This is a genomic window from Leisingera sp. (genome assembly GCF_982940295.1).
Map to the genome: position 1 here is coordinate 1 of NZ_CEYXRG010000004.1, position 18753 is coordinate 18753.

The following is an 18753-nucleotide window of genomic DNA, read 5'->3' on the forward strand; positions in this document are numbered from 1 at the left end:
ACCGAATCCGATTCGGTATTGAGCCGAATCCTATTCGGTATTCGGCCGAATCCGAAGCCGAAGCCGAAGCCGAAGCCGAAGCCGAAGAAATCATCGCCGCAGCGCTGGATGAAGCAACCCCCGCCACCGGGACCGGCGCGCAAACCGAAGAGCGCAAGGACAGTCCCGCTGTCGAGCTGCTGGAGGTCAACGAAGCCGAGGCACAGGAAGACGCGGACGCTCCGGCAGCCGCCGAAGCGGAAGACGCTGCACCGCACGCAGCAGAGGACACCGCCCCCGCCGCCGACAGCATCGCCGCCAAGCTGCAGCGCATCCGCGCCGTGGTGGCGCAGGCGCCCGAAGAGGACTTCAGCGAGGACGAGCACGCCGACGACGTGCTGGAAAGCGCGGCTGAGGAAATCACCTCCGCGCTGATGGAGGACGACGCAACCGGCGCGCCGGACTTCGACGACGACGGCGACGACGAAATCTCCCGCACGCTGGACCGCCTGGACCTGGGCCGCGCAGCAGCTCAGGAGCCTGAAACCGCCGCGGAGGCAGAGACCGAAGACAGCGCAGACGCCTCTGACGGCAGCCTGTTCGCAGACCTAAAGGACGCTGCCGCCGCAGACCAGCCCGCAGCCGGCGATGCCGGAAACCTTCTGGCGGATGAGGACGCTGAGCAGGCGCCCGCTCCGGCGGCGCGGGTGCGCATCACCAAGGTCAAACGCTCCGACTTCGACAAGGCCATCGCCTCAGGCCGCCTCCAGGACACCGGCAGCCGCCCCGAAGCGGACGCCGCGCCGGCGGCCCTGTCGGAAGAGGACGAAGCCGACCTGATGCGCGAACTGGCCGAGGTGGAAGCGGAAATCCTCGCCGCTTCGGAACTGCCTGAAGACACCGCCGCTGATCAGGACACTGCCGCCGCAAGCCCCGCAGCAGGTGCTGCCGCGGAGCAGCCCGCTGCCTCCAGCCTGGCGGATAGCGATGTCAGCCGCCTGATGGCCGCCGCCGACGAAAAGCTCGAGGACCCCGAATCGGCCTCCTCGCGCGAAGCCTACGGCCACCTGCGCGCCGCCGCCGCCGCCGCCAAGGACGGCTCCGCCGGGGGCACCGGCGGCAACGACGACGCCCAGGCCTACCGCGAGGACCTGGCCAGCGTGGTGCGCCCGCGCCGCCCGGAGGCCCGCCAGGCCAGCTCCGAGCGCCCGGCCAGCCCGGCTGCCCGCCCGGCGCCGCTGAAACTGGTGGCCGCCCAGCGCATCGACCAGGGCGCGGACCCGCAGCAGCCGGTGCGCCCGCGCCGGGTTTCGGCCGCAGTTCTGGGAGAAGAATCCGAGACCGCCGGCAGCGGCTTTGCGGCCTATGCCGCTGAACGCGGCGCTGCTGAGCTGCATGAGCTGCTGGAAGCCGCCGCCGCCTACATGAGCTTTGTCGAAGGCCGCGACCACTTCTCGCGCCCGCAGCTGATGAACAAGGTGCGCAGCGCCGGCAGCAGCGACTTCAACCGCGAGGACGGGCTGCGCTCCTTCGGCCAGCTGCTGCGCGACGGCAAGATCGAACGCTCCGGCAACGGCCAGTTCACCGCCTCCGGCGACATCGGCTTCAAGCCCGGCAAACGCGCCGCGGGCTGAACAGCCGGTCAGACAACCAAAAAAGGCGGCCCCGCGAGGCCGCCTTTTCTTTTTCAGACCGGATCCCAATTCTTCTGGCCGGAAATATCCCGGGGTGAATTGGCCGTCAGGCCAAGAGGGGCAGAGCCCCTCCCCTTACTGGTCCTTAGCGTCCGGATCCGCCTGGCCGACGCCGCGGAACACGAACTTGAACGGCAGCACCCAGACGATGCCCAGGGCGACATAGACGATCAGTTCCAGCCACAGCGGCGGGCGGTCCAGCCAGTTCATCACCGTGACCGCGGCCACGATGTAGAGCGGCATCCCGACCAGCAGGATCACCAGGGCCCAGCGCCGCCGGGCCTTGTAGCTCAGGCCTTGCTTCTCAGCCATCAGTCAGCGAACGGGTCGGTCACCAGGATGGTGTCGTCCCGCTCCGGGCTGGTGGACAGCAGCGCCACCGGGCAGTCGATCAGCTCTTCCACCCGCTTCACGTATTTGATGGCGTTGGCGGGCAGGTCGTTCCAGCTGCGCGCGCCCTCAGTCGACTCGCTCCAGCCCGGCATTTCCTCATAGATGGGGGTGCAGCGGGCCTGCTGGTCGGCGGCGGTCGGCAGATAGTCCAGCGTCTCGCCATCCAAATCATATCCGGTGCAGATTTTCAGGGTCTCGAACCCGTCCAGAACGTCCAGCTTGGTCAGGCAGATGCCCTTGATGCCCGACGTGGCGCAGGTCTGGCGCACCAGCGCCGCATCAAACCAGCCGCAGCGGCGCTGGCGGCCGGTGGTGGTGCCGAACTCATGGCCGCGGGTGCCCAGGCGCTCGCCGTCCGCATCCGGAGTGCCGTCTTCCTTCAGAAGCTCGGTCGGGAACGGGCCTTCACCAACGCGGGTGGTATAGGCCTTGACGATGCCCAGCACGTAATCAATCGAGCCCGGGCCGATGCCGACGCCGGTGGCCGCCTGGCCTGCAATCACGTTCGAGGAGGTCACAAACGGGTACGTGCCGAAATCGATGTCCAAGAGCGCGCCCTGCGCGCCTTCGAACAGGATCCGCTTGCCCGATTTCCGCTTTTCGTTCAGCACCTTCCAGACCGGTGCCGCATAAGGCAGGATCTTGGGCGCGATTTCCTTCAGCTGTTCGATCAGCGCGTCGCGGTCGATCGGATCAACGCCCAGGCCGTTGCGCAGCGGGTCATGGTGCTGCAGCGCGCGGTCGACGCGGGCAATCAGGGTCGCCTCATCGGCCAGGTCGGCAACGCGGATCGCGCGGCGGCCCACCTTGTCTTCATAAGCCGGGCCGATGCCGCGGCCGGTGGTGCCGATCTTGGTGCCCTTGGAGGCCGCCTCTTCGCGCGCCCGGTCCAGCTCGCCATGCAGCGGCAGGATCAGCGGGGTGTTCTCGGCGATCATCAGCGTCTCGGGGGTGATCTCGACACCCTGCTCGCGGACCGTCTCGATTTCCTTCAGCAAGTGCCAGGGATCCAGCACCACGCCGTTGCCGATGACGCTGAGCTTGCCGCCGCGCACCACGCCCGAGGGCAGCGCGTGCAGCTTGTAGACCTTGCCGTCAATGACCAGCGTGTGGCCGGCGTTATGGCCGCCCTGGAAGCGGGCGATCACGTCAGCGCGCTCGCTCAGCCAGTCCACGATCTTGCCTTTCCCTTCGTCGCCCCACTGGGCGCCGACTACGACGACATTGGCCATATCCGGTCCTTTACAGTCTGGTTCAAACCCACGCTCATATAGCGATGCTGCGCAGGCAGTGGAACCGGAAATTCGCCGCAGTTGGCGGCCCGGCCAAGGTTTTCGCCCCAATCACCGAGGGCTGCGCCTGCCTGGGCTGACGCGAATGCGCCTGCCGGGGGGCAGGCAGGCGCAGCCCGGCGGTGCTGCGCGCCTTGATTCCGGGCAGGGTGTGATTCCGGGCAGGGTGTTGCGCCCCCGCCGCACGCCCCCTTCACCTGATACCCACGTCCCTATGCCATCCTGCCAAACGATCGCGATCCCCCGCCATGGTTCCCGCGCGCGGGGCCATGATACGAGGCGCAGGCATCTGTGCGGCTGCCTGCGCGACACCCGGAGACCGGCCCTGATAAAAAGGGGGTCGTCCAGGAAATCCTGTCCGAGCAGGCCCCCGGCGGGGTCTGTCCAACTCCACCCGGCGGCGCCGCCCCCTTAACTGGGACACAGCGCGACAGCGGAATGAAACACCAGAAACAGCAAAAACCGCCCCGGCCCCAACGGCCCCGGCGGCCAAAACTGCGCGCTCAGCCGCGCAGATGCACCGGCGCGCCATGCGGCGTCGTCAGATACGCCTCTTCCCAGCGGCTGCGCATCGCTTCCGCCTCCGCAGGCGAGGCCGCGCCCTGCTCCGCCAGAAAAGCTTCCAGCGTCTCCAGCCAGGCGCGAAAGTAATCCTCGCCGCCATCCAGCTCGCGGCTCAGCCCGTGGCGTTTAAGTGCCGCGGAGAACCGCTCCACCCACTCACCCCAGGTAAACCGCCCGGATTCATTCAGATGCACGGTCAGCGCAAAGACCTGCGCGTGCCACGGCTCGGCAAAAACCGGCTCCGGCGCTGCGACCTCGGGGCAATCACTCATAACGGCTCCAGATAGCTCTGCCACAGGTCCAGCACCACCTCGTCCTCCGGGTGCTCCGGATGCGCCCACAGCTCACGCGCAAAAAAGCGCACCGCATAAAGCGGCTCCGGCGCCTCGCCCAGACCATGGGCGCTGCTGTCCGGGAACACATGGGTGCCATGCAGCCGCAGGATATAGCCGCGCGCGCCGGCCGCGTACTGCGGCAGCCTTGTGTGGCCGCCATCCACCAGCGCGTTATCCGCCGGCATCCGCGCCCGCACCGCCTGCCCGGGCGAGAACCGCGGCGCCGGCCCGCCGTCGCGGTCCGCCGGACCGCCCTTGGCCAGCGCGCCCGCAACATTCTCCGCCTTCAGGGCCCGCTCCGCCAGCTCATGCAGCCCGGCTGCGCCCTTGCCCTCAAGGTCTTCGCGCGTCAGCACGCCCTTCTCCACCAGCAGATCCGCCAGTGCCGAGATCCATTTCTCGTAATAGGAAAACCGGGCGTAATCCTTGGGTGACAGCCGCTCGCGCGCGTGGCGCGAGGTGTCGATGTTCCATTGCCCCAGCGCACCGCAGGCCAGCGTCACCGCCAAGGCGCGCGCATGCCAGTCCTCGGCAAAGACCGGCGCGTCCTCCGCTTCCGGCACCACCGGCCCGTCGCCGAATCGCCCGCCCATGTCATGCACCCGGGTCATGCCCCCGCCTCCCCCGGCTGCCGCGCCAGACCGGTGCCGATCATGCTGTCGCGGGTGACCAGCGCCGCCAGCTCCTCTTCGCTCAGCCCTTCCGTGCCTCCGGGCCGAACCGGAAGCACCAGATAGCGTACCTCGGCGGTCGAATCCCAGACCCGCACCGCGCAGCCCTCGGGCAGTGTGACGCCGAACTCCGCCAGCACCCTGCGCGGCTCGCGCACCGCGCGGGCGCGGTAGGCGTCGGATTTATACCAGCCGGGCGGAATGCCCAGCAAAGGCCACGGGTAGCAGCTGCACAAGGTGCACACGACCATATTGTGCTGTTGGGCTGTGTTCTCCACCACCACCATATGCTCGCCCTGGCGGCCGTAATAGCCCAGCTCCGCCAGCACCGGATCGGCATCGGCCAGCAGTGCTGCCTTGAACTCAGGATCGCTCCAGGCGCGGGCCACCACCCGGGCGCCGTTCTGCGGGCCGATCTTGTTCTGGTAGGTGTCGATGATCTCCTCCAGCGCGGCGGGGTCGATCAGCCCCTTCTGTACAAGAATCGTCTCCAGCGCCTTGACCCGCAAGGCAGGGTCCGGCGGCAAAAGGGCGTGCGGGTGGTCGTGGTGATCATGTGGCATGAGAAAACTCTGCCCTGCCCCAAGCCCCTGCGTCCAGTCACAAAGCACCGCTGCGGCACCTCTGACTGCACGTCATGGGTGCTGCCCGGCGTCAGGCAAACTCCGCCCTTGCCCCCCCGGGCAATCTTGCCTATTTACCGCCCGATACTCAGCCAACCGCCGCAGGGACCCATGGAAAACGTTGTTCTCATCATCCATCTTCTTCTGGCTCTCGGCCTTATTGCCGTGGTGCTGCTGCAGCGCTCCGAAGGCGGCGGTCTGGGCATGGGCGGCGGCGGCGGCGGCGCCATCTCGGGCCGCGCGGCGGCAACCGCGCTCAGCAAGGTGACCTGGATCCTGGCAATCGCCTTCATCTGCACCTCGATCACCCTGACCATCATGGCAGCGCAGAAATCCGCAGGCTCCTCGGTCACCGACCGGCTGGCGGTTCCGCAGGCCGAAGACGGCGACGCACCGGCGGTGCCGGCACCGCTGGGCAGCGATCTGCTGCCGCCGAGCGAAGGCGACAACGCTCCGCTGGTTCCCAGCGCCGACTAACCTACTACACCTTGAGAGGGTTTTAGGAACCGCAACAGCATCTTGCGGTTCCCTTGCGCTTATTGCGCGAATCCTTTATATATGAAGTCCCGTGATGCTGCGGTTTTCGTACCCATTCCGAGGGCCGCCGGGCAGCTAGATTCTGACTTCTCACGGGGGCAGCCGAACACTCATGGCGCGTTTCATCTTTATCACTGGCGGTGTTGTTTCATCCCTGGGCAAAGGCCTGGCTTCGGCAGCACTGGGGGCGCTTCTGCAGGCCCGCGGATACTCCGTCCGCCTGCGCAAGCTGGACCCCTATCTGAACGTCGATCCGGGCACGATGAGCCCGTTCGAGCACGGCGAGGTGTTCGTCACCGACGACGGCGCCGAGACCGATCTGGACCTCGGCCACTACGAGCGCTTCACCGGGGTTCCGGCGCGCAAGACCGACTCGATCTCCTCCGGCCGGATCTACACCAACGTGCTGGAAAAGGAGCGCCGCGGCGACTACCTCGGCAAGACGATCCAGGTGATTCCGCACGTCACCAACGAAATCAAGGACTTCATCTCCATCGGCGAGGATGAGGTCGACTTCATGCTGTGCGAGATCGGCGGCACCGTCGGCGACATCGAGGGCCTGCCCTTCTTCGAGGCGATCCGCCAGTTCGCCCAGGACAAGCCGCGCGGCGAATGCATTTTCATGCACCTGACCCTGCTGCCCTACATCAAGGCCTCCGGCGAGTTGAAGACCAAACCGACCCAGCACTCGGTCAAGGAGCTGCGCTCCATCGGCCTGGCGCCGGACATCCTGGTCTGCCGTTCCGAGGGCCCGATCCCGAAGAAAGAGCGCGAGAAGCTGGCCCTGTTCTGCAACGTGCGCCCCGACTCGGTGATTGCCGCGCAGGACCTCAAATCCATCTACGAGGCGCCGCTGGCCTATCACCGCGAAGGCATGGACCAGGCGGTGCTGGATGCCTTTGGCATTGCCCCCGCCCCCAAGCCGAACCTGGAGCGCTGGGAAGATGTGGCTGACCGCATCTACAACCCCGAGGGCGAAGTGCGGGTGGCCATCGTCGGCAAATACACCCAGCTGGAAGACGCCTATAAATCCATCGCCGAGGCGCTGACCCACGGCGGCATGTCGAACCGGGTGAAGGTGCGGATCGAATGGGTCGATGCCGAGCTGTTCGACAAGGAAGACGCCGCCCCCTATCTCCAGGGCTACCACGCGATCCTGGTGCCCGGCGGCTTTGGCGAGCGCGGCACCGAGGGCAAGATCAAGGCGGCCCAGTACGCGCGTGAAAACAAGGTCCCCTACCTGGGCATTTGCCTCGGGATGCAGATGGCGGTGATCGAGGCCGCGCGCAACGTTGCAGGCATTGCCGAGGCGGGCTCCGAGGAGTTCGACCACGAAGCCGGCAAAAAGCGCTTCGAGCCGGTTGTCTATCACCTCAAGGAATGGGTGCAGGGCAACACGATGGTCGAGCGCAAGGTCGGCGACGACAAGGGCGGCACCATGCGCCTGGGCGCCTATGACGCGACCCTGCTGGAAGGCTCCAAGGTCGCCGGGGTCTATGGCAGCACCCATATCGAAGAGCGCCACCGCCACCGCTACGAGGTCGACACCAAGTACCGCGAGCAGCTTGAGAAATGCGGCCTCAAATTCTCGGGCATGTCGCCGGACGGGCGCCTGCCGGAGATCGTCGAATGGTCCGATCACCCGTGGTTCATCGGCGTGCAGTTCCACCCGGAGCTGAAGTCCAAACCCTTTGCCCCGCACCCGCTGTTCGACGGTTTCGTGCGCGCAGCCAAAGAAGCGTCGCGGCTGGTCTGAGGGCATGCGCGGCTGGCGGGGTTCTCCCGCCCGTCGCCTGGCTCACGGCGCGTGAGCGGCTCCCGTTGGGCCCGGCGCCGCCAAGGCGGCGCAGGGAGAAACAGGAAAAAGGCGGGCCCAGAGCCCGCCTTTTGCATTTTACCTAATTGGATTGTGGCGGCTTAGAAGCCGTGCATCCGCTTGGCCCATTGATAGGCCACCACCAGCCCCTTCATCCGCGGCAGCATGATCAGCGAGGCGCCCACGGTGATCACCGACATGATGATCGCCAGCGTCCAGGGGTCCGGGCGCATCTGCATGTAGACGATGTGCAGCGCAAAGCCGAGGATGTGGCCCACCACCAGGATGGTCAGGTAGGCCGGGCCGTCATCGGCGCGCTGGTGGTGCAGCTCCTGGCCGCACTCGGTGCAGCTGTCGTTCACCTTCAGATAGCTGTGCAGCAGCTTGCCGCCGCCGCAGTTCGGGCAGCGCAGCCGCAGCCCCTTCAGCAAGGCGGGTTTCAGCTCCCGCTGCTCCTGTTCCACTAGATCAATCCCGGTCATCGCGGCGTCTCCTTGGGTTTGCCGCGTGATACAGTGATTCCGGCATTGAATGCAAACAATATGCCATCATTGATGTTGCATTTATTGACGCAGTCATGCATTGAACCAATCAATCAAGGCACAATGCGCCCAGCGGAGACACGGCGATGAAACAATGGACCCCTGCCCGCCTGGACAGCGGCAAGCCCCGTTACCTGGAAATCGCCGAGGCGATCCGGGCCGATATCGATGCGGGCGTGCTGTCCCCCGGCGACCGTCTGCCGCCGCAGCGGCGGGTTGCGCAGGATCTGGGGCTGGATTTCTCCACCGTATCGCGGGGATACGCCGAAGCCGTGCGGCGCGGTTACATCGAGAGCTTTGTCGGCCGCGGCACCTTTGTGAAGGCGCAGGAAGCGCTGCCTGAGCGGCCCGATCCGCGGCGGGCGCTGGAAGAAGACCCGATGATGAACATGCCGCCGGAGCCGGACGACCCTGCCCTGCTGGCGCGGATGCGGCAAGGGCTGGAGCATGTCTCCGCCAACCTGCTGCCGCTCTTGCGCTATCAGTCGGTGACCGGCAGCCCGCAGGACCGTGCCATCGCGGCAGAGTGGATGCAGGCCAACGGGCTGGCCTGCACGCCGGAGCGGCTGGTCATCACGCCGGGCGCGCACGCCAGCCTCTATGCCATCCTGACGGTTCTGTGCGAGCCCGGCTCGACCGTCATGTGCGAGGATGTGACCTATCCCGGCCTGCGCTCCATCGCCGCCCGGCAGGGGATCCGTCTGGTCGGGCTGGCGGGGGACAAGGACGGCATCCTGCCGGATGCGCTGGAGAAAGCCATCACCGGCCACTGGCCTGCAGCGCTGTATCTCAATCCGACGCTGCAGAACCCGACCACAAAAACCATCCCGGCCAAACGGCGGCAGGAGATTGCCGCGGTGCTGCAGAAACACGACCTGCCGCTGATCGAGGATGACGCCTATTGCTTTGTCGACAACGGCGCGCCGCAGTCCATCAGCAGCCTGATCCCCGATCTGGGCTGGCATATTGCCGGGCTTTCCAAGTGCTTTGGCGCCGGGCTGCGTCTGGCCTATACCACGGTGCCGAGACGCGCGCTGCTGGGGCAGTTCAGCCAGGCGCTCAGGTCGATGCATGTGATGGTGTCGCCCTTGAACCTGGCGCTGCTGGGCCGCTGGATCGAGGACGGCACTGCGGCGGCGCTTCAGCGTTTCATCCGCAAGGCGGCGGCCGAGCGGCAGGCGCTGGCAGCGGAGGTGCTGCAGGACTGTTTCGTCGAGAGCGATCCGCTGGCCTTCAACCTGTGGCTCAGCCTGCCGCGCGGCACCAGCCGGGCCGAGGTGATGGGCCGTATGGCGGGCCGCCAGATCGGCATCATGCCGAGCGATGCCTTCACCGTCTCCGGCCTGCCTGAGGAAGCGGTCCGGGTCTGCCTGGGCGGGCCGATCGGCCTGGACGAGCTGCGCGAGGACCTGATGGCGCTGAACGACGCGGTCACCCGCAAGGACTGGCTGGGGTGACGCGCCGGTGGTAAAGTCTCTGCGCACCGCAGGAGACCCCGCATGATGCGCGCATTCCGCAACCTGATCGAACGCCAGCTGGCCAAGGCGCAGGCCGAGGGGCAGCTGCAGGGCCTCGAAGGCGAAGGCAAGCCGCTGCCCGACCGCAGCAGCGAGGCGTACGCGGATGCGGGCATGGCGGCGGGGATGCGGATCATGGCCGAGGCCGGCGTGGTGCCGGAGGAGTTCAGCCTGAAGGACCAGCTGGCCGCCGCGCGCCGGGAGTATGCCGCGCTGACGGACCCGGAGGCACGCAAGGCGGCGATGGCGCGGATCTCGGATCTGGAAATGCGCTACAACATGGCGCGGGATGCGCGGAAATCCTTCTTCCGTTAGCGCAACACCCCGTTGTTTCCGGCGCAATTCGCGCTATAGACAGCCCCAAGACAGACCTTTCAAAAGAAGAGTGACGCATTATGGCTAAAGACGCTTCCGTACAGCAGGAACAACTCGACCGCATCGCAGGCGGCAAGGGCTTCATTGCCGCGCTGGACCAGTCGGGCGGCTCCACCCCGAAGGCGCTGAAGCTTTATGGCGTGAACGAAGACGCCTATTCGAACGACGACGAGATGTTCGCCGAGATCCACAAGATGCGCACCCGCATCATCACCTCGCCGAGCTTTACCAAGGACCGCATCCTGGGCGCGATCCTGTTTGAAAAAACCATGGACGGCGAGATCGAAGGCAAGCCGACCGCCGAGTTCCTGTGGGACAACTGCGGTGTGGTCCCGTTCCTGAAGGTCGACAAGGGCCTGGCGGACGAGGAAAACGGCGTGCAGATGATGAAGCCGATGCCGGAGCTGGACGCGCTGCTGGCGCGCGCCAACGATAAAGGCATCTTCGGCACCAAGATGCGCTCGGTCGTCAAGGACGCCAATGCCGAGGGCATCAAGGCGGTTGTCGCGCAGCAGTTCGAAGTGGGCCGGCAGATCGTTGCGGCCGGCCTGGTGCCGATCATCGAGCCGGAAGTCGACATCAACTCCGCCACCAAGGCCGAGGCGGAAGAGCTGCTGAAGGCAGAGATCAAGGCACAGCTGGACGCCCTGCCGTCCGATGCCAAAGTGGCGCTGAAGCTGACCATCCCGACCAAGCCGGGCCTGTACGACGATCTGGCGGACCACGCCAATGTTGTCCGCGTTGTGGCGCTGTCAGGCGGCTACACCACCGACGACGCCTGCGCGCGCCTGGCGCAGAACCCCAAGATGATCGCCTCCTTCAGCCGCGCCCTGACCGAGGGGCTGAACGTGGCGATGTCCGATGCGGAATATGACGCCGCCCTGGGCGCTAATATCTCCAAGATCTACGACGCATCGCTGTAATCCGGCTGCGTCCGGAAACGGCAAGGGCCGCGCCTGCTGAGGCTGCGGCCCTTTTTTTGTGCTGGCTGGCAGGCGGCCCCGCAGGCCGCCTGGCGCGCCCCGGGGCCAGGCGGCAGATCAGACCCCGGAGCGCCCGGCGCAGCACACCGCCAGCACAAGGCCTGCGCCGCTGAGGAAGGGCAGCCAGAAATAGCGCAGTGCCGCCAGGGTGAACCAGCCGGGCTGCGCCTCCAGCGTCTGCCCAGCGCCGCCGAGCCAGGCCCAGAACACCAGTGCCGCGGCAGAGATCAGAACGCCGCTGAAAGCGAGCAGCCAGCGGGCAGAGCTAGGCATCCGCGCCTCCGCCGCGCGATGACGATCCGCGGCCCGGCTGGCGGCGAGCCATCCGCTCACGCCGCTTCAGTCAGCGAGGGGCGCAGGCCGGTGCAGCTGACCTGGTTTTCATTGGCAGCCAGGTAGCGCTGCGCCTCCTCCCGGTTCCCGAAGCTCAGGGCCTCATCATAAAAATATGTGATCCTGTCCCCGGTCCGGGACAGCAAGGCGCCGCTTTCAAACAGAATAAACCACTTCTTACGCACCAGTTGCATCAGCCTCACTCCTTTCTGAAGCCCGGGCCAGGGCAATCCTCCCGCCTGGCCGGTTCCACTGCAGTTCCTGAGGGTGCACGCAGCCGTCCGGGGCCCTGCCGGGTCCCCCGCTGTCCGTCTGCCAGGTGCTGGATCTGCCCCTGTTGCGCCCTCCTGAAGCCAGGTTTTGCGCCCAGAAGTTGCCAAAAGGTTAACGGGTGTTTGTGCTGGTTTTGCGCGGCATTTTTCTGCCGGCAGACGGCGGTTTCCCGCTTGCGTCGGCGGATTTACGTAAAATTTGGCAAAAACCCGCCGTTGCAGTTTCCGGAGTTGTTTTTTGGGGGAAAGCCCCCCTGCCGGACGCTGCCTCAGCTCCCGGCAGCATAGCCTCACGCCGGGCAGCGGGACAGGTGCAGCGCCGTGCGGCCGTGCCCTCAGCGGAAGTCCGGCGGGCGTTTCTGAAGCTGGGCGGCGACCGCCTCCATATGATCGGGCTTGCCGATCAGCTCCAGCTGTTCGGCGCTTTCGGCCAGCAGCACCTCTGCCTGGCTGGCGCCGCTTTCGGCCTGGGCGATCAGCCGCTTGGCGGCGCGGATGGCGGAGGGGCTTTTGGCGGCGATGGTTGCGGCCAGCTCATTGGCGCGCGAGAGCGGGTTGCCGGCCAGTTCTGTCACCAGCCCCCAGTCCAGCGCCTGCTGCGCGCCGATCTTCTCCGCCGTGTAGGTCAGGCGCCGCATCACGTCGGTGCGCACCAGCCGCGGCAGCAGCGCCATGCCGCCCATGTCGGGGATCAGGCCCCATTTCATCTCCATCACCGCCAGCTGCGCTTCGGGGTGGGCGATGCGGATGTCAGCGCCCAGCGCGATCTGCAGCCCGCCGCCGAAACAGGCGCCGTGCAGGGCGGCGATCACCGGAACCGGCACCCGGCGCCAGACCATCGCGACTTCCTGAAAGGCATTGGCGTCGTGGTGGGTGCGCTCCATCACCAGGGTGCTGAGGTCGCGCTGCACGAAGCTGGCAAGCGCTGCCATGTCGAGACCCGCACAGAAGCTTTTGCCGGACCCGGAGAGCACCACCGCGCGGGCGTCCGACTCCGCCACTTCCTGGCCGGCGGCGATGATTGCGTTCACCATCTCCTCGTCCAGGGCGTTGTGCTTGTCCGGACGGGCAAGCGTCACATAGGCGATATGGTCCTTGTAGCCGATGGTCACTCTGTCCATGGTCTTCTCCCCGCTGGATCTTTTGCGTCAGCCTGCCCCGGAACCGGCGGCGTTTCCAGTGCTACGTGGGGGCAGCCGTCCTGCCGGGGCCGCAGCCCTTGCCCCGCTTTGCGGCTTGGGGTTATCTGCCGCCATGACTGGTCCCCGCTACACCCCGCTTGCGCTTTCCCTGCCCGCCACCGTGCCCTTTGTCGGCCCCGAAACCCAGGAGCGCGCCCGCGGCCAGGTTTTTGCCGCGCGGCTGGGGGCGAATGAGAACATCTTTGGCCCCTCGCCCAAGGCGATTGAGGCAATGGGCAAGGCGGCGGCGGAGATCTGGAAGTACGGCGATGCAGAGAACCATGATCTGCGCCAGGCGCTGGCCGCGCATCATGGTGTTGCACCGGCGAATATCATGGTGGGCGAAGGCATTGACGGCCTGCTCGGCTACCTGGTGCGGCTGCTGATCGGCCCGGGCGATGCGGTGGTGACCTCGCTGGGAGCCTATCCGACGTTCAACTATCACGTCGCGGGCTTTGGCGGGGTGCTGCACACCGTGCCCTACAAGGACGACCGCGAGGATTACGCCGCGCTGTTTGCCAGGGCGGCGGAGGTTGGCGCGAAGATCGTGTATCTTGCCAACCCCGACAACCCGATGGGCAGCTGGCACAAGGGCGCGGAGATTGCCGCGGCGCTGGACGGCCTGCCGGATGGCTGCCTGCTGCTGCTGGACGAGGCTTATGTGGAGTGCGCGCCTGAGGGCACCGCGGCCCCCATCAGCGCCGATGATGCGCGGGTGATCCGGATGCGGACCTTCTCCAAGGCCTACGGCATGGCCGGGGCGCGGGTGGGCTATGCGCTGGGGCATCCGGAGCTGATCCTTGCCTTCAACAAGGTGCGCAATCATTTCGGCATGAACCGGGCGGCGCAGGCGGGGGCGCTGGCGGCGTTGCAGGATCAGGAGTGGCTGGCGCAGGTGCTGGCGCAGATCGGCGGCGCGCGGGCGCGGATTGCGGAGATCGCGGCGGAGAACGGGCTGAGCACCCTGCCCTCGGCCACCAATTTCGTCACCATCGACTGCGGCCGGGACGGGGCGTTTGCCAAGGCGGTGCTGGACTCGCTGGTGGATCAGGGGATTTTCGTGCGGATGCCCTTTGCCGCGCCGCAAAACCGCTGCATCCGCGTCAGCTGCGGGCCGGAGGCTGAGCTGGCCGCGTTTGCCGCCGCGCTGCCGCGGGCGCTGGAGGCCGCGCGGGGAGCTGGCTGAAACCTGCCGGCCGCCGCCGGATCGCGGCGGTTTTACCGGACATTCACCACTCCAGGACTACCATCTGAAAGTAGTACCTGGAGAATTGTCATGCGTGACCCTGAACTGCCGGATGGCATGCCGGATTTCTTCACTGCCGCGATCACTTTTGCCGGGATCAACCTGATGTGGATCTTCTTTGTGATCTGGGTGATGTACGGGATGGTTCCCGTGCTGGTGCTGGCGGTGCTGATCAACCATTTCATCACCCGGCTGGACATCCGGCTGAATTCGCAGAAGGCGTGACGCCGCCTTCTGCCCGGACCTGACCAGCCGCTAAGCGCCGCCGAGCGCGGATGCGGCCGCTTCCAGCGCACCCGCCCCGTGCGGAATGTCCAGCGCCCTGAGGCCGGTTTCGATTCCGCCCAGCAGACCCATCACCATATGGCCGTTCACGTGGCCCATGTGGCCAAGCCGGAAGAAGCCGTGCCATTCCGGGCTGCGGGGCGGCGCCATGCCCAGGCCGATGCCCAGGGTGAGGCCCAGGTTCTGCTCCAGCCAGGTCCGCAGCTCTGTGCCCAGCGGCGAACCGATGTGCAGCGCGGTGACCGCGTGGGAGCGCAGGGCGCGGTCGGGCACATTCATCTTCAGCGGGCCGTCCCTGCCCCAGGCCTCGCACGCAGCCCAGATGGCGCGGGCCAGATGGGCGTGGCGAGCCCAGACGGCCTCCATGCCTTCGGCGTGGATCAAGTCGAGGGCAGCGCGCAGCCCGTAGAGATGATGGGTGGGCGCGGTGCCGCCGAAATACTGGTAGAACTCTTCCGGGTTGGCGCGCGGCTCCCAGTCCCAGTAGCGGCTGATCCGCGGCAGCGCGCGGCGTGCTTCGGCGGCGCGGCCGTTGAAGAAGACAAAACCCATGCCCGCAGGCACCATCAGCCCCTTCTGGCAGGCGGTGACCATGACATCGACGCCCCACTCGTCCATCTCGAACCGGTCGCAGCCGAGCGAGGCGATGCAATCGGCCATCAGGAGCGCCGGGTGGCCGGCCGCATCCAGCGCCCGGCGCAGGGCCGCGACGTCGTTGCGGATCGAGCTGGAGGTGTCCACATGCACGCCCAGCACCGCCTTGATGCGGTGGCCGGTGTCGGCGGCCAGGGCTTCGGCGATCCGGGCATGATCCCAGGGCGCGTGGTTGCCGAAATCCAGTATCTCGGCCTCGATCCCCAGCCCCTCAGCCATTTCCGACCAGCCGATGGCGAAGCGGCCCGAGGAGGGCACCAGCACCTTGTCGCCCGGCTGCAGGGTGTTTTGCAGCGCTGCCTCCCAGGCGCCGTGGCCGTTGGAGATGTAGATCGCAACCTGATGCTGCGTGCGCGCCACGCGGCGCAGGTCGGGGATCAGGGTGGCGGTCATCTCCACCAGCTCGCCCGCGTAGATGTTGGGAGAAGGCCGGTGCATCGCCTGCAGCACCTGGTCCGGGATGACCGAAGGCCCCGGGATGGCCAGGTAGGAGCGCCCTGCCCGCACGTTCACTGATCCGCTCATGGATGACATTCCTTGCAGCGCGGAAGGCGTCCTTGCCCGCCGCGGTTGATCCGTGCCGCCACAGTAGCCGCCCGGCCCGCCGGGTCAATTCCGCAGGCCGCAGCGTCACGGCGAATTGCTTGCGCCCTGCTGCCCACCTGCTTAAATGGCGCTGGAACGACAGGGAAAGGCCCGCAATGACACGAATTTCCTGCCGGAAAGCGCTGAAATGAGCCAGAAACCGCACAAGTCCTCGAAGGAGCTGTTCGGCTGGCTGTGGCGCGGATACCTGCGCCATTACATCGGGCTGCTGGGCGTTGCCGTGATTTTCATGCTGCTGGAAGGCGCCACCATGGGGGCGCTCGGCTATATGATGCAGCCGATGTTCGACCTGGTGTTTGTCGCGGGCAACACCGATGCGCTGGTCTGGGTCAGCCTGGCGTTTCTGGCGATCTTCACCCTGCGCGGCGTGTCCAGCGTCACCCAGAAGGTGCTGCTGAGCAAGGTCTCGCAGACCTCTGCCGCGCATCTGCGCAAGGACATGCTGGCGCGGCTCATCCGCCAGGATCCGGCGTTTCACCAGCAGCACCCGCCGGGGCTGCTGCTGCAGCGGGTGCAAAGCGATGTGGGTGCGATCAACGCGGTCTGGCAGGCGGTGATCACCGGCGCGGGCCGCGATCTGGTGGCGCTGGTGGCGGTGCTGGGCGTGGCCTTCAGCATCGACTGGCGCTGGACCCTGATCCTGCTCATCGGCGTGCCGGTGCTGCTGCTGCCGATCGCCTCGATCCAGCGTTATGTGCGCAAGAAGGCGTCGCGGGCGCGGGATCTGGGCGCCGATCTGGCGACCCGGCTGGACGAGATTTTCCATGGCATCGTGCCGGTCAAGCTGAACCGGCTGGAGGATTATCAGGTCAACCGCTTCTCCGAGCGCACGGATGAGTTTGTCCGCTCCGAGGTGAAGGCGGCCTTTGGCACCTCCTCGATTTCCGGGATGACCGACATCATGGCCGGTGTCGGCTTTATGGCGGTGCTGCTTTATGGCGGCTCCGAGATCATTGCGGGCGAAAAGACCGTCGGCCAGTTCATGAGCTTTTTCACCTCGATCGGCCTGTCGTTTGAACCGATGCGGCGGCTGGCCAATATCTCTGGCGTGTGGCAGGGGGCGGCGGCGGCGCTGGAGCGGATCAAGGAGCTGCTGGATGCGCCGATCCTGCTGAGCGAGCCGGAGCATCCCAAACCGGCGCCGGAGGGCCTGCCGGCGATCAAGCTGGAGGGTGTCGACCTCAGCTATGGCGATGCGCGGATCCTGAATGGTCTGGCGCTGGAGGCGGAGGCGGGCAAGACCACCGCGCTGGTGGGGGCGTCGGGTGCGGGCAAGTCTACGATCTTCAACCTGCTGACCCGGATGGTGGATCCGCAGGCGGGGTCGGTCACCGTCGGCGGGGTCGAGGTTCAGGACCTGAACACCGCCGATCTGCGCAGCCTGTTTTCGGTGGTGACGCAGGACGCCATGCTGTTTGACGAGACGCTGCGCGAGAATATCGTGCTGGGGCGGACTGATGTCAGCGACGAAGAGCTGCAGGCGGCGCTGGATGCCTCGCATGTGGCGGATTTCCTGCCCAAACTGGAGCATGGGCTGGAGACACGGGTCGGCCCGCGCGGATCTGCCCTGTCGGGCGGCCAGCGGCAGCGGGTGGTGATTGCGCGGGCGCTGCTGCGCAACACGCCGGTGCTGCTGCTGGACGAGGCGACCTCGGCCCTTGATGCGCAGTCGGAGAAGGTGGTGCAGCAGGCGCTGGACAAGCTGTCGGGCGGGCGCACCACGCTGGTGATTGCGCATAGGCTGTCGACCATCCGCAACGCCGACAAGATCGTGGTGATGGACCGCGGCCAAGTGGTTGATCAGGGCAGCCATGACGAGCTGCTGGCGCGCGGCGGCATCTATGCCGACCTTTACCGGCTGCAGTTCCAGGACGGCAAGACGGTGGTGGACACCTCCAGCATTGCAGCCCAGGCGGAGCAGGTTCCCGATGGCGCGGCGGACAACGGCAAGGAACGCTGGTTCCGCCGCTTTGCGCGCAAGGTGTTCGGCTGAATTCCAGTTTCCCCTGTTGACCGCTGAGGGCAGCGCCCGAGCCTGGGTGGGCGCCTAAGCGCCCTCCCGTGGGGAGGGTCGGGCGCTGCCCGGCCTCTCGGCCGGGCGTAACAGTTATTTGCTGTAAGACTTTGCCAGCCTCTCCGGGGCCACACCGAAGAAATACCGCATCAGCGTCCACATGTTCCTAGCCCCGCGCCGCAGCCAGCCGGCCCGCTGGTAGCGCGCCGCACTGGTCAGCGCCGCTGAGGGCAAGGCCGCCAGCCCCTTGAGACGGCGCACCAGCGCCACGTCCTCCATCAGCGGCTGATCGGGGTAGCCGCCCGCGGCGTCATAGTCCGCGCGGCGGATCAGCAAGCCCTGGTCGCCGTAGGGCAGCGCGAACAGGCGGGACCGCAAGTTAGCCCAGCCGGCGACCCAGGCGGGCAGCACCCCGCGCGCCCGGAACCGCAGCCGGAAATAGGCGGGCCTGCCCTGCCCGTCCTGCAAGTGCTGCGCCACTGCCGCGGACCAGCCCGGTTCCAGATGGGTATCGGCGTGCAGCACCAGCAGCCACTCGCCCTTGGCCGCCGCGCAGCCGCGGCGCAGCTGGCCGCCGCGCGAGGGCGCGCCGCTGACCCATTCCGCCCCGGCGGCCTGGGCGATGGCGCGGGTCTCATCGATGGAGCCGCCGTCGGTGATCACCAGTTCGCGGATCAGCCCGGCGCCCAGCCCCTCCATCAGATGCTCCAGGCAGGCGGGCAGCTCTTCGGCTGCGTTCAGGGCGGGGATCACGATGCTGACCGGCGCGGGCATGGGTATTTCCTATGCGGTTTTGCTGTTTTCTTCCGCCCTGCTTCCTATATCACTGGGCCAGGCAGTA

General features: G+C 66.8%; 20 protein-coding genes. 9 read left to right on the forward strand and 11 right to left on the reverse strand.

Annotation, left to right across the window (positions count from 1 at the left end; translation table 11 throughout):
* Positions 1 to 1613, forward strand: a 1613-nt coding sequence (locus AC4HIX_RS04755; protein ID WP_490398098.1) for a chemotaxis protein CheA, incomplete at its 5' end; no start/stop codon positions are given.
* Between the two features lie 135 nt (positions 1614 to 1748).
* On the opposite strand, the gene AC4HIX_RS04760 is transcribed toward AC4HIX_RS04755, so the two are convergent.
* The 5 genes from AC4HIX_RS04760 to nthA form a co-directional block, all read right to left on the reverse strand.
* Positions 1749 to 1985, reverse strand: coding sequence for a DUF2842 domain-containing protein (locus tag AC4HIX_RS04760; protein ID WP_490398099.1), 237 nt, complete (start codon positions 1983 to 1985; stop codon positions 1749 to 1751).
* Positions 1985 to 3298, reverse strand: a complete 1314-nt coding sequence (locus AC4HIX_RS04765) for an adenylosuccinate synthase (protein ID WP_490398100.1) — start codon at positions 3296 to 3298, stop codon at positions 1985 to 1987. The genes AC4HIX_RS04760 and AC4HIX_RS04765 overlap by 1 nt, the downstream gene beginning before the upstream one ends.
* Before the next feature lie 563 nt (positions 3299 to 3861).
* Positions 3862 to 4194 (reverse strand): nitrile hydratase accessory protein, encoded by a 333-nt coding sequence (locus AC4HIX_RS04770; RefSeq protein WP_490398101.1) that lies wholly within the window; start codon positions 4192 to 4194, stop codon positions 3862 to 3864.
* On the reverse strand, positions 4191 to 4868 hold the full coding sequence (gene nthB / locus AC4HIX_RS04775) for a nitrile hydratase subunit beta (protein WP_490398102.1): 678 nt from the start codon (positions 4866 to 4868) through the stop codon (positions 4191 to 4193). The genes AC4HIX_RS04770 and nthB overlap by 4 nt, the downstream gene beginning before the upstream one ends.
* A complete protein-coding gene (gene nthA, locus AC4HIX_RS04780) occupies positions 4865 to 5491 on the reverse strand; it encodes a nitrile hydratase subunit alpha (protein WP_490398103.1) in 627 nt (208 codons plus the stop codon). The genes nthB and nthA overlap by 4 nt, the downstream gene beginning before the upstream one ends.
* Before the next feature lie 171 nt (positions 5492 to 5662).
* On the opposite strand from nthA, the gene secG reads away from it, so the two are divergent.
* Both secG and pyrG read left to right on the forward strand, forming a co-directional pair.
* Positions 5663 to 6028, forward strand: coding sequence for a preprotein translocase subunit SecG (gene secG / locus AC4HIX_RS04785; protein ID WP_475050858.1), 366 nt, complete (start codon positions 5663 to 5665; stop codon positions 6026 to 6028).
* 172 nt (positions 6029 to 6200) lie between these two features.
* Positions 6201 to 7844: a CTP synthase gene (gene pyrG / locus AC4HIX_RS04790; protein ID WP_475050856.1), complete on the forward strand. Its 1644-nt coding sequence runs from the start codon at positions 6201 to 6203 to the stop codon at positions 7842 to 7844.
* A 161-nt stretch (positions 7845 to 8005) separates the two neighbouring features.
* Here pyrG and AC4HIX_RS04795 read toward each other — a convergent pair whose 3' ends face one another.
* Complete coding sequence (locus AC4HIX_RS04795) at positions 8006 to 8386, reverse strand: DUF983 domain-containing protein (protein WP_490398104.1); 381 nt, start codon at positions 8384 to 8386, stop codon at positions 8006 to 8008.
* Positions 8387 to 8532: 146 nt separating this feature from the next.
* On the opposite strand from AC4HIX_RS04795, the gene AC4HIX_RS04800 reads away from it, so the two are divergent.
* From AC4HIX_RS04800 to AC4HIX_RS04810, 3 genes are all read left to right on the forward strand, one after another.
* Positions 8533 to 9903, forward strand: a complete 1371-nt coding sequence (locus tag AC4HIX_RS04800; protein ID WP_490398105.1) for an aminotransferase-like domain-containing protein — start codon at positions 8533 to 8535, stop codon at positions 9901 to 9903.
* A gap of 42 nt (positions 9904 to 9945) precedes the next feature.
* Positions 9946 to 10278 carry a DnaJ family domain-containing protein gene (locus AC4HIX_RS04805; protein ID WP_475050851.1) on the forward strand — a complete coding sequence of 111 codons (333 nt, stop codon included), beginning with the start codon at positions 9946 to 9948 and terminating at the stop codon, positions 10276 to 10278.
* A gap of 80 nt (positions 10279 to 10358) precedes the next feature.
* Complete coding sequence (locus AC4HIX_RS04810) at positions 10359 to 11261, forward strand: fructose bisphosphate aldolase (protein WP_490398106.1); 903 nt, start codon at positions 10359 to 10361, stop codon at positions 11259 to 11261.
* A 117-nt stretch (positions 11262 to 11378) separates the two neighbouring features.
* Here AC4HIX_RS04810 and AC4HIX_RS04815 read toward each other — a convergent pair whose 3' ends face one another.
* From AC4HIX_RS04815 to AC4HIX_RS04825, 3 genes are all read right to left on the reverse strand, one after another.
* On the reverse strand, positions 11379 to 11594 hold the full coding sequence (locus tag AC4HIX_RS04815; protein ID WP_490398107.1) for a hypothetical protein: 216 nt from the start codon (positions 11592 to 11594) through the stop codon (positions 11379 to 11381).
* Between the two features lie 56 nt (positions 11595 to 11650).
* Complete coding sequence (locus tag AC4HIX_RS04820) at positions 11651 to 11848, reverse strand: hypothetical protein (protein WP_475050847.1); 198 nt, start codon at positions 11846 to 11848, stop codon at positions 11651 to 11653.
* A 413-nt stretch (positions 11849 to 12261) separates the two neighbouring features.
* Entirely contained in the window at positions 12262 to 13047 is a 786-nt protein-coding gene (locus tag AC4HIX_RS04825) for a crotonase/enoyl-CoA hydratase family protein (RefSeq protein ID WP_475050845.1), read from the reverse strand.
* Positions 13048 to 13180: 133 nt separating this feature from the next.
* Between AC4HIX_RS04825 and AC4HIX_RS04830 the strand changes: the two genes are divergently transcribed.
* Both AC4HIX_RS04830 and AC4HIX_RS04835 read left to right on the forward strand, forming a co-directional pair.
* Positions 13181 to 14293: a pyridoxal phosphate-dependent aminotransferase gene (locus tag AC4HIX_RS04830; RefSeq protein WP_490398108.1), complete on the forward strand. Its 1113-nt coding sequence runs from the start codon at positions 13181 to 13183 to the stop codon at positions 14291 to 14293.
* Between the two features lie 90 nt (positions 14294 to 14383).
* Positions 14384 to 14578, forward strand: coding sequence for a histidinol phosphate aminotransferase (locus AC4HIX_RS04835; RefSeq protein ID WP_475050841.1), 195 nt, complete (start codon positions 14384 to 14386; stop codon positions 14576 to 14578).
* 30 nt (positions 14579 to 14608) lie between these two features.
* Here AC4HIX_RS04835 and AC4HIX_RS04840 read toward each other — a convergent pair whose 3' ends face one another.
* Positions 14609 to 15817: a pyridoxal-phosphate-dependent aminotransferase family protein gene (locus tag AC4HIX_RS04840; protein ID WP_490398109.1), complete on the reverse strand. Its 1209-nt coding sequence runs from the start codon at positions 15815 to 15817 to the stop codon at positions 14609 to 14611.
* A gap of 208 nt (positions 15818 to 16025) precedes the next feature.
* Here AC4HIX_RS04840 and AC4HIX_RS04845 point away from each other — a divergent pair, with 208 nt between their 5' ends.
* Positions 16026 to 17891 (forward strand): ABC transporter ATP-binding protein, encoded by a 1866-nt coding sequence (locus tag AC4HIX_RS04845; RefSeq protein WP_490398110.1) that lies wholly within the window; start codon positions 16026 to 16028, stop codon positions 17889 to 17891.
* 114 nt (positions 17892 to 18005) lie between these two features.
* Here AC4HIX_RS04845 and AC4HIX_RS04850 read toward each other — a convergent pair whose 3' ends face one another.
* Positions 18006 to 18686: a TIGR04283 family arsenosugar biosynthesis glycosyltransferase gene (locus AC4HIX_RS04850; protein WP_490398111.1), complete on the reverse strand. Its 681-nt coding sequence runs from the start codon at positions 18684 to 18686 to the stop codon at positions 18006 to 18008.
* Positions 18687 to 18753 lie beyond the last annotated feature (67 nt).

Coding starts and splice junctions, on each gene's coding strand:
- AC4HIX_RS04810 (WP_490398106.1), top strand. CDS start 10,359: ATGGCTAAAGACGCTTCCGTACAGCAGGAACAACTCGACCGCATCGCA.
- AC4HIX_RS04830 (WP_490398108.1), top strand. CDS start 13,181: ATGACTGGTCCCCGCTACACCCCGCTTGCGCTTTCCCTGCCCGCCACC.
- AC4HIX_RS04825 (WP_475050845.1), bottom strand. CDS start 13,047: ATGGACAGAGTGACCATCGGCTACAAGGACCATATCGCCTATGTGACG.
- AC4HIX_RS04800 (WP_490398105.1), top strand. CDS start 8,533: ATGAAACAATGGACCCCTGCCCGCCTGGACAGCGGCAAGCCCCGTTAC.
- AC4HIX_RS04765 (WP_490398100.1), bottom strand. CDS start 3,298: ATGGCCAATGTCGTCGTAGTCGGCGCCCAGTGGGGCGACGAAGGGAAA.
- AC4HIX_RS04835 (WP_475050841.1), top strand. CDS start 14,384: ATGCGTGACCCTGAACTGCCGGATGGCATGCCGGATTTCTTCACTGCC.
- AC4HIX_RS04845 (WP_490398110.1), top strand. CDS start 16,026: ATGAGCCAGAAACCGCACAAGTCCTCGAAGGAGCTGTTCGGCTGGCTG.
- pyrG (WP_475050856.1), top strand. CDS start 6,201: ATGGCGCGTTTCATCTTTATCACTGGCGGTGTTGTTTCATCCCTGGGC.
- nthA (WP_490398103.1), bottom strand. CDS start 5,491: ATGCCACATGATCACCACGACCACCCGCACGCCCTTTTGCCGCCGGAC.
- AC4HIX_RS04820 (WP_475050847.1), bottom strand. CDS start 11,848: ATGCAACTGGTGCGTAAGAAGTGGTTTATTCTGTTTGAAAGCGGCGCC.
- AC4HIX_RS04805 (WP_475050851.1), top strand. CDS start 9,946: ATGATGCGCGCATTCCGCAACCTGATCGAACGCCAGCTGGCCAAGGCG.
- secG (WP_475050858.1), top strand. CDS start 5,663: ATGGAAAACGTTGTTCTCATCATCCATCTTCTTCTGGCTCTCGGCCTT.
- AC4HIX_RS04850 (WP_490398111.1), bottom strand. CDS start 18,686: ATGCCCGCGCCGGTCAGCATCGTGATCCCCGCCCTGAACGCAGCCGAA.
- nthB (WP_490398102.1), bottom strand. CDS start 4,868: ATGACCCGGGTGCATGACATGGGCGGGCGATTCGGCGACGGGCCGGTG.
- AC4HIX_RS04795 (WP_490398104.1), bottom strand. CDS start 8,386: ATGACCGGGATTGATCTAGTGGAACAGGAGCAGCGGGAGCTGAAACCC.
- AC4HIX_RS04770 (WP_490398101.1), bottom strand. CDS start 4,194: ATGAGTGATTGCCCCGAGGTCGCAGCGCCGGAGCCGGTTTTTGCCGAG.
- AC4HIX_RS04815 (WP_490398107.1), bottom strand. CDS start 11,594: ATGCCTAGCTCTGCCCGCTGGCTGCTCGCTTTCAGCGGCGTTCTGATC.
- AC4HIX_RS04760 (WP_490398099.1), bottom strand. CDS start 1,985: ATGGCTGAGAAGCAAGGCCTGAGCTACAAGGCCCGGCGGCGCTGGGCC.
- AC4HIX_RS04840 (WP_490398109.1), bottom strand. CDS start 15,817: ATGAGCGGATCAGTGAACGTGCGGGCAGGGCGCTCCTACCTGGCCATC.